Annotated in this window: 6 protein-coding genes; all 6 read right to left on the bottom strand. The window is 42.7% G+C overall.

The features are described from left to right. Position 1: 1 nt before the first annotated feature. The 6 genes from IFO69_RS13575 to IFO69_RS13550 are packed head-to-tail and all read right to left on the bottom strand — an operon-like array spanning position 2 to position 13,361. Positions 2-3,190 (bottom strand): SusC/RagA family TonB-linked outer membrane protein, encoded by a 3,189-nt coding sequence (locus IFO69_RS13575; RefSeq protein ID WP_192010664.1) that lies wholly within the window; start codon positions 3,188-3,190, stop codon positions 2-4. 18 nt (positions 3,191-3,208) lie between these two features. Then, complete coding sequence (locus IFO69_RS13570; protein ID WP_192010663.1) at positions 3,209-4,567, bottom strand: fasciclin domain-containing protein; 1,359 nt, start codon at positions 4,565-4,567, stop codon at positions 3,209-3,211. A 48-nt stretch (positions 4,568-4,615) separates the two neighbouring features. Then, a complete protein-coding gene (locus tag IFO69_RS13565; protein WP_192010662.1) occupies positions 4,616-6,319 on the bottom strand; it encodes a fasciclin domain-containing protein in 1,704 nt (567 codons plus the stop codon). A 17-nt stretch (positions 6,320-6,336) separates the two neighbouring features. Beyond that, positions 6,337-7,824 carry a RagB/SusD family nutrient uptake outer membrane protein gene (locus IFO69_RS13560; RefSeq protein ID WP_192010661.1) on the bottom strand — a complete coding sequence of 496 codons (1,488 nt, stop codon included), beginning with the start codon at positions 7,822-7,824 and terminating at the stop codon, positions 6,337-6,339. Between the two features lie 24 nt (positions 7,825-7,848). Beyond that, positions 7,849-11,109 (bottom strand): SusC/RagA family TonB-linked outer membrane protein, encoded by a 3,261-nt coding sequence (locus IFO69_RS13555; RefSeq protein WP_192010660.1) that lies wholly within the window; start codon positions 11,107-11,109, stop codon positions 7,849-7,851. Between the two features lie 23 nt (positions 11,110-11,132). After that, a complete protein-coding gene (locus IFO69_RS13550; RefSeq protein ID WP_192010659.1) occupies positions 11,133-13,361 on the bottom strand; it encodes a fasciclin domain-containing protein in 2,229 nt (742 codons plus the stop codon). Positions 13,362-13,570 lie beyond the last annotated feature (209 nt).

Here is a 13,570-nt window from a genome sequence, read left to right as displayed (position 1 = left end):
ATTACAATCCGATTTTAAGTCCCAACAACACACTTGCAAATTGTGGGGTCAATCCCACATCGACACCTTGACCAAATACACTACTGGTATAACTGAATTCAGGATCATAGCCTAGGTAATTGGTGATGGTCAATAAATTTTGACCTGCCGCGTATACATTGACATTCTTGACGATGGAACCATTGACCGGAATATCATAGCTGATATTGATGGTTTTAAGTCTGAGGTAAGATCCATCTTCTACCCATCGGTCAGAGAAACGGCTGTTACCAGCAGGGTCACCATAGGCCAATCTTGGCATATCTGTATCCTGCCCTTCAGCTCTCCATCGGTTCCGCACACTTAGAAATTGGTTTTCATAACCAGACATACCTTCCATTTGCTGTCTTACATAATTATATACATCATTTCCATAACTGAAGGAAAAGGCCGCATCAAAAGTGAATCGCTTATAGGAGGCATGGGCTGTAAAACCGCCATAGAAATCAGGATTTGGATTACCAATAATGGTCTTGTCATCTTCATCAATGATATTATCATTGTTTTGATCTACAAATTTCATGTCCCCTGCTTGGAAAGGTATCAATGTACCATTTTCAGTAGGAGTTCTCAATCCATCAGAAGCCGCTGCTTCAGAAGTACTGTATACCCCATCCGTTTCGTATCCATAAAACATGGCAGCAGATTCCCCTGTAGTGGTAATCACTTCACCACCAGCCACGGGCGTGATCCGCTGATCGTAAGGCAACTTTTTCACCTCATTGGTGTAAGTACCTATCTGAAGGCCCAAATCCAATTTCACCTCCCGATCCAATACTTTCGCATAGACACCTAGATCCACGCCTTTGTTCGACATCTCTCCTCCATTGGCCAAATAATAATCCAAGCCTACAACCGTGTTCAAAGGTTGGTAAGTAATCATGTTGGAGATGTTATTTTGGTACACATCAATGCTGAACCCAAGTGTGCTATTCGCTGTAGCAATATCAATTCCTGCATTCACTTTAGAATTGGTTTCCCATTGGATTTGGTCATTGGCAATGTTTGCCCTTACCAAGCCCTGAACGGCCATTACATTCGATCCGTTATACAGTTGATATTGGTTATAATTCCCAATACCATCATTTCCGGTTTGGCTATAGCTCAGTCTCAATTTCAATAGATCTAGTGGATTATTGGCCATAAAATCTTCAGAAGAAATCAACCAAGCGCCACTGATAGAAGGGAAAACCCCAAACTTATGATTGAAAAGGCTGATTCCTTCTTCTGCTTCACTACCGAATCTTGAAGAACCATCTACTGCCACATTAAAATCTACAAAGTATTTGTTCAGGTAGTTATAACTGGCATCCGCATAGTAACTCATCCAGATCCATTCCCCATTATTTCCGTAGGCTTCATTGAGGCTGACAACCCCAGCCCCCAGGGTAATGAAATCATCTGTACCAGAGTTAAAGGAATAACCTCTGTCTTCTTCCAACGTGTTTTTGTTAAAGCGAAAACCTAGGCCCAAATCAAAATTGTGCGCGTATCCAAACGTGTTGGTGTAGTCAAACCTTGTATCACTATAAGTAGAGAACAATCTTTGCACCTGGCCACCTATTTTATTTTTGATAATGGTATTGGTACCATTTTCCTCTTCAACCCCCAAATCTGGAACAAAGAAGGATTCTCTATTTTGGTCGACCGTTAGTCCAAATAAACTTTGAAGACTAAAGTGATCATTGAACTGGTACTTGGCATTGAAGGAGCCGAAGAAACGGAATCTTCTATTCTGGGCCTGCATATTTTCAATGATTGAACGGGGATTACTGATTCCCAAGGAATCTGAGTCACTCAGATTAGGAGAAACAATTCCTTCTTCTGAGAAAATATTTGGTGCCAAAAATGGTGACTTTGCCAAACCCAGATAAAGAGGGCTGATGCTGTTTACCTCGCTACCATACTGGTACAAGTCAGTTACGGCATATGAAAAAGCCATATTGGTTCCAGCGGTGAATTTTTCGGTCACTTGAAAGTCCGCATTGAAACGTACGTTTGATCTTGAGAATCCTTCTCCCTCTATGACACTGCGACTTTTCAGGTGTCCAATGGAAAGGGCATATGAGGCAATATTATCACCACCAGAAACTTTGACAAAGTAATTTTGGTCATAGCTGGTACGCATCACCTGATCTTGCCAGTTGGTATTATTGTGATAATTATAATAGCCCAAAGTATCCGGCACCTCATTCAAATACCGATGGCTCAACACCTCATTGGTGGTAAGACCACTGCTACGTAACATCTCTGAAAAGTAAGGCTTGAATTCATCCGCCTGCATAACAGGAAGATTTTTAGGTTGGATATTGACTCCTCCATAGGTGTAAAAGTCAATCTTTGTTGTCAAATCTCTTGCTCTAGAGGTAGTAATCAAAATAACACCATTAGCACCTTTGGTGCCATAAATAGATCCCCCATCTTTCATAAAGGTAACTTTATCAATGTCCTTGACATCAATAAATGACAGGGGATTTGACGTAAATCCGTTGATCACAGATCCCTCATATTCGTTCATGTCATAGATCATTCCATCTACCACCACCAAAGGTTTGGTGTCAGCATTCAAAGAGCCCAAACCGCGAATAAATGTGTTTGCACCAATTCCTAGCGTTCCGGATCTTCTGATCATGTTTACTCCAGCTGCTTCTCCTTGAAACGCCGTTTCTGGAGAGTTTGCTTTGCCCTTCCAAGCATCAGTCAGGTCTACTGTAGATACCGCCCCAGTCACCTGATGAGACAACCTTTCATCATAGGGCAATTGAACAGAAACCTTTCCCGCTTCTGCCAATTCAAAATCTGAAAGCACTATTTCCAGACTATTTCTGCCTTTCACGGGAATTTCTTTGACGACATTATCTCCAAAACTCACCGTAATCGTGGTGGAGTAACTAGGAACAGTCAGCTTAAATTCACCTTCAGAGTTGGAGAAAGTGGCAGAAATATCTTTGTAGGAAATCCCTATTCCCTCCAGCGGGGCTCCTGTCCTTTTGGAAACCACCTTTCCGGTAAGTTCTTCCGAGAGATAGGCAGCCTGACTGTTGGGCTGCACCTTTACTTCCTCCACTTCCTGGGCCATTAAACTCCCAGCAAAGCCCATCTGAAGTGCCAGAGCAGCTGTGCATATCTTGTATATATTTTTTAGCTTCATCGATTTCTGATTTTGGGTTTATTCAAATACTGGAACTAATTTCAGGTAATCCAGAACCAAAGTGTTCCAGTCATTATTTGAGGTAGATTCCGCCTTCAGGATCAGCTTCAGCTGTCCATAGTTTTGCACTTCATGCTCCCCAATAAACACCTCTTCGAGGTTATTGAACTCCACCATCTTGTTGCCGTAAGGAAGGTTGCTGACCGAGTCTATCGCGATGCTCTGCCAGTTGTTTCTTGGCCAGTAATCATCATTGTTGGCTACCCAATAAATCTGGTACTTCGTAGAGTGAGCTTGTGGCACATCATAGGTTACATGATAAGAAGGCGTGCTGTGATTATACACCAATAAATCCCGCTTATTGGAAGCCCATGATCTGGCCCTGACATTTACCGGACCAGAGCTGCCGCTGATGGCATCATAATATTCTCCTTCAATTTTAATCTCAGGAATCTTATCCGATAACTTATAATCAAAATCATTCATCACGTAGACCACGCCGTTCGAAGCATTAATTTGACGAACCACATTGTCTGCGTTAAAAGCTACTTTAACGCTATCCACCGAAAGGATGGTATCCGGCACATTGTCATAATATGCCGTGGTAAACACCAAATCCTTGGTCAAACCCAAAGAAAGTGGGATGGACATTTCATCCGGAAGGGTATCCTTGAAATAAGGCTCCATTTCCGTCTGGAAACTTCCATAAGCCGCCTCATCTAACATGATGAAAGTATAGGTCGAGTCCTCGTTACTCAGGTCTGCCACATCATACTGGAAGTAATTGTAAGTCTCCATGGTCAGCTCATCGGTCACGGACATGCTCAAAATCAATTGACTTACTGGGTTATCACTTTCCTCCTTCACAATCTCCCAAATGTTCTTCTTGGGGAGCATATAAGCATCTACTTTATATAGCACCCCATTTTTTGCCAAACGGTCAGCCGATTCAAAGGAAGCTGATTCATCAACTGAGGTAATGCTATTTTCCTCAAGGACACTTACTTTCCCATTAATCATTTTCACCCGCACAGGAGCATCCGCCGCTTGATAGCTCAGGTTTTCCTGATAGCCGATATGGTTTCCTACAAAAAGCTTCAGGGATGCTTGATCTCCCGTGATGGTAGCAGGCAATCCTTCAAGGGCCGCATTGGTTGGAGCCCATACGGTATAAGATCCGGAGGCCAATTGCTTATCCAAGCCAGATTCCTCCAAAAGATCTGCAAAGGTACTGAGGTCTGCATCCGAACGGATCAGCTGCACCAAGTTATTGTTCAAATCCTGCGCTGCGCCATTATGCTCCTCCCATTGGTCTGAGCATGCGCTCAGACCAATGAAAAGCATCACTAGCAGGTGGTTTTTATATTTTCTTATCATTTTGTTGCTATTTGAAAATTATAGGACTTTAGACTTTTAGAAGATATCTTAATCTTCATCATCTTCGTACACCAATGAGCCATCCAGGGCAAATTTCGGATAGATTTGATCATCCCCTTCCGGAATAAAATGGATCATATCCAGCCAAAGTCCTCCATTACTACGTCCAATACCAGTGATCCTATCAAACTGAAGGATATGTTCGCCGGTAGTCTGCACATCTATGGTACCAATGAATCGGCCCATTATTCTTCCGCCATTGGATCCAGCCGTCAGGTATTCTTTCCAGCCTCTGGACTCCAACTCATCCTCATTCATTCCTGAAGGAGCTTTGATACGGGTATCCAATAATCTTGCACCTGGAACGTCTTCACCATCAAATGTCATTTTCAGCTCGCTTCCATTGTTCCATTTGTCACCGTAGTGGCACACCCAAACTTTGTATCGCCCCTTAACCAATACAGGAGTCGTGAACTGAACCATGTTCAATCGGTTTCCTTGGATCTCAATTTTCATGAAATCACCATTACTGTAATAAATTTCATTTAAACTAGGCGGGATATAATTCACCATGGCATCTACGTAATTACCTCCCCAAGTCATTTTAGAAAGTTCGCCTAATTTAAAGGTATAGTTTGGAGCACCCGGCACCCTGAAATATTGTGTCAACTGCCTGATTTCAGGCTGATCGGCCACATCCCAATACACTGCTGTTGGGGCTCTCAACTTAATCGCGTAATGCTCTTCCACTTTATGAACCACCCCATTGGTTACCGAATTGTCACTCTCCGGGCGAATAATTGGAGACCCAGGCTCGAGCACCCCGAAGAAAACATCTTCATTGACCAGCACTTCTTCTCCTTTTAATTTAATGGTAATCACTTCCTGAGGTGCTTCCGTTTGATGCGCTGTTGCGGTCACCAAATCAGCTATATATTTGATATTGGGCAGAATATGGTAAGCCATAAACAAATTCAAACTATCAGCAGGATTGCTGGGTTCTCCCAAATGGGAGTAACGATCCTCCAATGCTGCATAGCTATCAAAACCCGCTGATGCAAAAGTTTCATCGGATTCAGCCATTACAGTATACCAAACGCCTTCTTCCTCCCTATTCAAAATATCATACCATCCCGTAGACTTCAGTGCGGCAGAAAAAATGGAATATTCTTGCTTGTCTTCCAGCCAAAGCGCCGCTGTCTTGGTAGGTGGTGACAATACATTATCAATGGCATGCATGATCCCATTCCCTAACTTGATATTGCTTTGTAAAATATTGGCCTGACGGTTTACACGGATAGAAGTTTGGCCATCCACAAATTCAGCACCTGTCACCAAATACTTACCGTATTCGGTCGGAATTGGTAATTTACCATCTGTGAAATTGGCTGTAGAGATGGTATCCGTTAACAAGTGGTAACGGACGATATCTTTGGCCTCTTCCTCACTCAAACCATCCAAACTCAATCCATTATCGCTCAAATAGACATCAACTGCCTCATTGTTTGGGGCAAAAAAGGTATACGTTCCATAAGCTCCCAGATACCCTTCAGTATTGGAGATCTCCAAAATTCTGGAAAGACTGGAATAGTCATCGGGATTTTGTCGCAAGTATCCACTGATATTGGTATCATCAGTGATATTGATATTGGAGGGTGGTTCAAAATCACAGCTGATCAATCCCAAGAACAGCACTGATGCAAGGAAGCCTGTCCACCTGCTCCAATTCGATGTTATATATGTAGTATTCATCTGCAGTTATTTTAGGTTTATTGGATATAGTATGGATTTTGAACTAATTCAGGGTTTGCATCCAACTCCAGAAAATAAACTGGTAGATAATGGCTTCGTGTATCCCGCATTTGGTTCAAAATAGAGTTTAAATTAGTCTCAGGGGCATTGGTAATGGCCGCGTTCAACATTAAATCCAGATTGGAGTAGTTGTCCATCTTGGATACCCTGAGCAAATCAAACCAGCGCTTTCCTTCAAAAGCCAACTCTCTAGCTCGCTCTGCTAAAACATAGCGTACGATATCATTGGAGCTTGATGCAGAAGGACTTTCTTCCGTAGCCTCCACAGCACCGCCTCTTTCTCTGATGGTTTGGATGATCTCTAGTGCCTCTTCTCCTCTGCCAATTTGGGAGAGGCCTTCGGCTTTCATCAACATCACATCAGCAAGTCGGTAAACAATCCAATTGGCATAGGAATCTGTGGCTTGGCGACGCTGAGTCTCTCCCAAACCAATATACTTCCAGATTTCACCACTGGATTTCAAAGTGACATCGATACTTCTTGCATCGATCTCTTCTGGAAAATTGATGTCGAAGCCATAAGTATCTTCTAACACAGAAGGATAAGCCAAAAACCTTCTACCCTGTACCGTGCTGAACATATTGAAAAAAGCATTGTTCTGGGGAGATTCATATTGTATTTCGAAAATACTCTCTGTAGAATTCCCTTCTACAAAAAGTTCTCTCAGCCAACTCTCCTGTTCCACCAAACTGTATGGTCCTGCCAGTACTTTGTCTGCAGCAACCACTGCTTCTTCATAATTTTCCATCCACAAATGAACATCCGCCTGCAGTGCATTGATCGCATATTTGGTCATCCTGCCTTTGGAAGCGGCTGTAGTTTCATGGGATTCATAGATGTCCCCTTCAGCCAAATCAAGGTCTTCCAATATCTGGGCAAGAACTTCTTCCTGACTTGACTTAGGCATGGTCAATTCATCTTCATCGCTGTCAATGGCATCCGTCACCAAAGGAACCTCTCCAAAACTTCTTACCAAGTAGAAGTACATCAAGGCTCTCAGGCCTCTAGCTTCTGCCACATAATTATTGAGGTCTTCCACTTGAAAAGTCTGGTCCGTTTCCAGTGCTTGGGGTCCATTTTCTATAACATTATTACATAGGTTGATGGTACCATAGAATCCGCTCCAATCCGCCAGTGGGTTGGTGGCTTGAATATTTCCGAATATGATTTGTGTATCGTTGTAGTTAGCCCCGGTATTCAGTGCCACCATATAACCTCTGAGCTCACCCAAGAGAAACATCCTCTCTGTAAGCTGGTAGCCACGGTAATTTCCATTTAAGGATGCATAAGCACCGAAAAGCGCTGAACGAACTTGTTCTTTGGTTTGCCAAAAATCCTGCTTGACCACTCCATTTACGGGACGAAGGTCCAGCCAACTGTCACAGGCCGACCCTACGATGGTCATCAGAACGAGCAATGTGTATGATATATATCTCTTTAACATGATTTTCTCCTTTTAATGATCAAATTAGAACCGCGCATTGATACCTAAAGTAAATGTCTTGGATGGGGGAGTCCTGGCCTCGTCATAGCCTACCTGGAAAAGCCTGTTGGCATTGGAACTCATCAAGCCTACCTCTGGATCCTGACCAGTATAACTTGTCCAAGTAAAGAGGTTTTCTGCCGTCACATAGAAGCTCAGGTCTTTTAATTTGATTTTATCCAAAAACTCACTTGGCATGTTGTAACGAACGGTAAGGGTCCTAAATCTCATAAAAGAACCATCCTCCACATACCGATCTGAGCCCAGCCAGTTATAACCTGTTCTGATCAATGCCCTTGGCATATCTGTCTCATCACCAGGCCTTCTCCAACGGTTCAGTACCGCTGTATTCTGGTTTTCATAGCCATACATGTTTTCTGTAAGCATTTTGGTCCGGTTCACAATATCCGCTCCATAGCGGAAGTTGAAATAACCAGAAATTTGAAGGTTTTTATAAGTGATTCTTGGGCCAAAACCACCGGTCAACTTTGGATTGGCATCTCCCAACCAAACAATGTCCCTATAATCAATATTGCCATCATGGTTGATATCTTCATACATGGCATCTCCAGGCTGGAATTCATAAGCGATGTTAGGATAGTTGAACATCATCTGCACGACATCGCCGTTGGGACCGGTAATCACATTACCATTGGCATCCCTCGCAATGGTCGATTCACCATCTTTGTAAACTCCCTTGTATTTGAACCCATAGAAAGAGCCCAGCGGATTGCCCTCTTGAATGGTCACAAAATAATTACCATTGGACTGCATGGCCTCCAGGTTATCCGTCTGATAGAGATCCGAGATTTCCTGGATAATGTTTTCATTTCTGGCCACATTGAAGTCAAAGTCAATTTTCAGGTCACCTTTTCTGTATGGTGTGGTGAAAACTGAAAGCTCCCAACCCTTATTGTCCATGGTTCCGATATTCATGTCAATGGAAGAAAACCCAGAAGAGCTTGGAATCCTGAGATTATCAAAGAACAAGTCTTTTGTACGTTTGCGGTAAACGTCCAATCCTACAATCAACCTGCTTTGGAACATCTCCAAGTTCAAACCAAAATTGGTTTGTCCAACGCTTTCCCATTTATAATTGGTCAATTCCAAATTATCTGGCACCACACCCGTTTCTCCCAAGTAATTCCAGTTCAAATTGGAGAAAGTACTAAAATGCGAATAGTTGGATCTTGGCGTATTTCCGCTTTCACCATAACTGGCCCTCAAGCTCAATTCATTGATCAAGCTTTGATCCTGCATAAATGGCTCACCTGAAATTCTCCATCTACCGGAAATACTAGGGAAAGTTCCCCATCTGTTATTGGTACCAAATTTAGAACTTCCATCCCTTCGTAAAGAGGCATTGATAATGTACCTGTCCATTAGTCCATACTGCACATTGGCCAACATACCAATGGCCCTGGATTGACTGGTAGAGGAAGAAAGGGAAATATTATCTGTTCTGGTCACCGAGGAAGGATCTTGCAAAAACGACGACGGGGCATTGGTGGTCCCCACATAATATCCATCACTCCTTACTTCATAAGTCGTAAACATCAATAAACCCATCAAACTATGATCTTCACCTAAATCTGGGGTATAGTATAGTTTACTGAAGGTCTGGGTAATCAAGTTTTCATAATCAGAATTGGAGGCCGCATTGACACTCTGGTTGTTCAGCGGTAAACCTGTCGCCACCTGTGGCAAGAAATCATATGATTTGGTATTGTTGATATCAAAAGCCACATCGGACTGGAACATCAGGTCAGGCCGGATATGATACTGCAAAGTAAATTTAGGAATGATCCTGTTACTCTCGGAAACATTTGAGGCTTCTTCAGCCATGGCCAATGGATTATAGGTTCCAGAAAAAGACCCTTGGATATTGGACTCAGGAGAGAAATAGTTCGGTGTTAGATTACCAAACATATCGTATTCGTAGACAGACATGTTAGGCATTTTCTCATAAGCCACAGAACGAAGGTTATTTCTCCAGTTTCTGGTTGTCTCTGAATTGGTATAAGAAAGGTCTGTCATGATTCGGATCTTTTTTGAGACCAAATAGTCCAGTCCAATTCTTGTAGCAAAGCGGTCAAAGCCCGTTCCTTTGGTCGTACCGACAGATCCATTTTTATTTACCGACACCCTATATCGGGTCTTTTCTCCACCACCTGAGAGGGCAATATTATGGTCGGTCATATGGCCCAACTGGGTAATTTGATCAATCCAGTCCGTGTTATTGCTGTAATTGTAAAAGTAATAGGGATCGTATGGATCATAAGAAAACTCCTTATTGGCATTGATATTCAAGGGTACTCCAAAGCTGTTCATATATCCCTCCGCAATCAAAGTAGAATATTGATCGCCATTCAACATCGGGATTTGATCAGGCTGTTTGGTAACTGAGCCTCTGAAACTGTAAGTTACCGTTGGCTTTCCTTTTGAACCTCTTTTGGTGGTGATCACCAATACCCCATTGGAACCTCTGGATCCCCATAAAGCAGTTGCTGCAGCATCCCTCAGTACTGTAATCGATTCAATATCGGAAGGAGCCACATTCAAGAGCTGCGCATATTGCTGCTCATTGGCATTGGCAAAGTCAAAATTGGAAGTCTCAGTCTGGAAAGGAATACCATCTACCACGATCAAAGGCTCTGAGGAACCATTGATGGAAGTCGTACCACGGATCCGGATGGACATTCCTGCTCCCGGATCACCGGAATTGGACACGATATCCACACCGGCCATTCTTCCTTGAAGTGCTTGGTCAATGGACAGTGCAGACATTTCCTTCAAAAGCTCTGCGTCTACTCGGGTAGAAGAAGAAGTCAGGTCACGCTCGTCTATTTTCATCATTCCCTGATCGATCATCTTCTCCGCGGTCACTTCTGCCACATCCAGCTCACTGACATCAAATTCTAATTCAAGGTTGATTTCTGAACGACCATTGATCGGCACGGTAATCGTTTTATATCCGATAAAAGACACCCTGATTCTATTTTGTTTGCTGGATACTCTGAGGGAAAAGTTACCATTTACATCAGTAGCCACTCCTCTAAGTGTCCGTTCATCACTATCCACTTCTACAACAGTGGCACCAATGATCGATACCCGATCATCTTTGTCAATGACCTGTCCTTTGACAATTTCCAAGGTCTGCGCCTGCTGTTGCTGGCCATTCGCCCCTGTGTACATCAAGGTCAGCCCCATGACAAACCACAACAGTTTCTTGGTAAAATTTTGCATAAGAAATATTTTGGTTTTTGGGGTTAGTTAGTTTCTAATACTCGATCTATTTCATGTAGCACTGCATAACTTCCCAGTATATTGCTGTTAGGGATATTCACATTGGCTACATTACCTTTTTCATCTGTCACCGTCATGGTGTATGGCGGCTGAAAACCATTGGCACTGTTGTCGATGATCACTTTTTTGATCTCACCTTCAACGGTTGCGAATAGCGTGGAGTAATCTTCTCCATCTTCACTTACAATCTTCTTCCCATCAGGAACAATAATTTCCCTAGGTACAAAGTGGTATTTGAGAAAAGTGGCAATACTATACATTTCTTCCGAGTCGGACGTATAAGGGTCTGCTGGTATTTTGCCATCTGCGATGGCAGCATCCATAGCGTCGTTAGAAGGAATCAATACAGTAAAAAACTGTCCCGGAGAAACCCCTTCGATCTGCAGGGTATTGGGATCATAAATACTGGAATTGGAAAGGTATTCTGCAAACTTTGAAAACTGAGGAGTTTCCAAAATCTTCTCTGAAAGCACTTTTTCGGTGTAAGTCAGCAATCCATCTGTGTAGAAATCGACCCCATTATTAGCCGTGTAAGTTTCATCTTGGTTTACACCTACTGGCTCTCCACTATCTACATTTCCTGAGGCGACAAACTCACCGTTTTCATATCGGATATATTCCCCTCCATAGGTCTCCAAAATTCCTGAACCTGAAATATCATTGAGTTCTTCAGGGTTGCTTAATTTAATAATGCTCAACTCTACCATTCTGATCAAGCGCTCATAAGCTTGGTTGGCCTCTCCGTTATAAGTCCACTGATTTCTGGCCCCGGGATCATACTCGAATCCGGCATCATTTAGCTGCTGGTTTGACATCATCAGTAAAGCAAAGCTTTGTCCTGGGTCGGATATGGTAAATCGGTAACTGTCCAACAGTGTCCTCATGATGCTGTACTGCGGATCCAAGTAGGGACGACTGTAAACGGTGAAGAAGAAGTTTCCTTCTTGTACCTTACTGGTCCCATAAAACAGACCATTACTCAATACTTTCTGATCAGTAATGTCGGCATTCGGATCAAATCGAACCTCTTCATTAAGCAAGTTGGTGTATAACTCAAATCGGCTTGGCCACATGGTAGATTGCCACATGTGCATGTTCACAAAATCAAACAAAATCGGATCAGGCACATTGGCCAATTCGCCATAATATTCCAAAAGTACCTCATCCAAAAATTGCTGCAAAGGCTCATTTTCAGGAGCAAAAAGTGTCCAGCTATCTGACTGGGCATCATTTCCACCGCTAAGGAAGTTTTCGTTATTGGGTGCAAAAGCATATGAACCTGTATAGGCCTTGACATATACCGGTCCCGACAGATCATAGACAGGCGCAAAACGTTCCGTCAATTCAGGATAAGAGTTCGCATCATAACTGACGGCAGTATTGTTCTGACGGTTTCTAAACTCCATTTCCACAATGGATTTAAACAAACTGTATTTGGGATTGTCCGAAAGGTAATCGGCTATATTTTGCATAGGCTCAATGACACGATCTACCACATGAACATAACCATTCTCAGCGATGACATTGCTCTGAACAATATTTGCCCCAGCAACCTGGGCACCGGAAAACGGACGATCATAAAACCCTTCAATATCATCGGCAGTTAAGTCCAGGCGATCCAGGTAATGCTGTAAAAAATAGGGCAAGTACTTATTGTTATTGTCATCCAAATTATAAGTACCGATACCATTCCGGTTAGCAGCAACTACATCAAACGCTTCTCCTTCTACCATTTCCTGAAATACTCCTTTGTAATAGGCAGTTTTTCTACGAAAGGAAGCCGAAAGGGTATCCCTCTGTGGACCAGTTTGATAATAAGATAAATCCGAAAGATTGTAGGCGTTGTAAACCAAAGAGTAGGAAACAATGTCGCGGGCCTTTTCATCACTGATATCCTCGACACCATTGATATTGTTTTGTTGGAAATAAAGCTCAAAAGCTTCATCATTGGGAGCAAAAGCAGTCCAATATCCTGCTGAGCTAAGCGTTTGCTTATAGCCTGCCTTCTCTACCAATGCCAAATAATGGTCGAAATTCCCCCGAAACCGGACGGAATCAGACAAAACTTGATAGATCGGACCTTCTAAGCCCTCTGGTCTGGCATAATACTCATCAAACTCCTCTTGGCAACCCACCAAGAAAACGCCTGACAAACAAAAACACGCCAAAAGCAGTTTTGTAAAATTGTTCATAGATTATTGAGGTTTTGTTAATCAACTTCTCCCTAGTAATTAGCCCTTACTGCTCTGGATCAACCCCTTGAACAAGAAAGCCAATCGCCGCATCATAAAAGTTTTACATTTTGGGATATACACGAAATTTAAAAAAGTAGCTCCCAATAAGTGTTATGGTTTATACTGGTATAGTGTGCTTTATACAATTATTCAAATGCAAATATTTC

The sequence above is a fragment of the Echinicola arenosa genome (assembly GCF_014841125.1).
In the GTDB taxonomy this organism is placed as follows: domain Bacteria; phylum Bacteroidota; class Bacteroidia; order Cytophagales; family Cyclobacteriaceae; genus Echinicola; species Echinicola arenosa.
The sequence above is the reverse complement of the archived record's forward strand: the minus strand, read 5'-3'. Positions and strand labels throughout refer to the sequence as shown.

What these genes read in the sequence shown, in the direction of transcription:
- IFO69_RS13575 (WP_192010664.1), bottom strand. Translation starts at nt 3,190, where the DNA reads ATGAAGCTAAAAAATATATACAAGATATGCACAGCTGCTCTGGCACTT.
- IFO69_RS13570 (WP_192010663.1), bottom strand. Translation starts at nt 4,567, where the DNA reads ATGATAAGAAAATATAAAAACCACCTGCTAGTGATGCTTTTCATTGGT.
- IFO69_RS13565 (WP_192010662.1), bottom strand. Translation starts at nt 6,319, where the DNA reads ATGAATACTACATATATAACATCGAATTGGAGCAGGTGGACAGGCTTC.
- IFO69_RS13560 (WP_192010661.1), bottom strand. Translation starts at nt 7,824, where the DNA reads ATGTTAAAGAGATATATATCATACACATTGCTCGTTCTGATGACCATC.
- IFO69_RS13555 (WP_192010660.1), bottom strand. Translation starts at nt 11,109, where the DNA reads ATGCAAAATTTTACCAAGAAACTGTTGTGGTTTGTCATGGGGCTGACC.
- IFO69_RS13550 (WP_192010659.1), bottom strand. Translation starts at nt 13,361, where the DNA reads ATGAACAATTTTACAAAACTGCTTTTGGCGTGTTTTTGTTTGTCAGGC.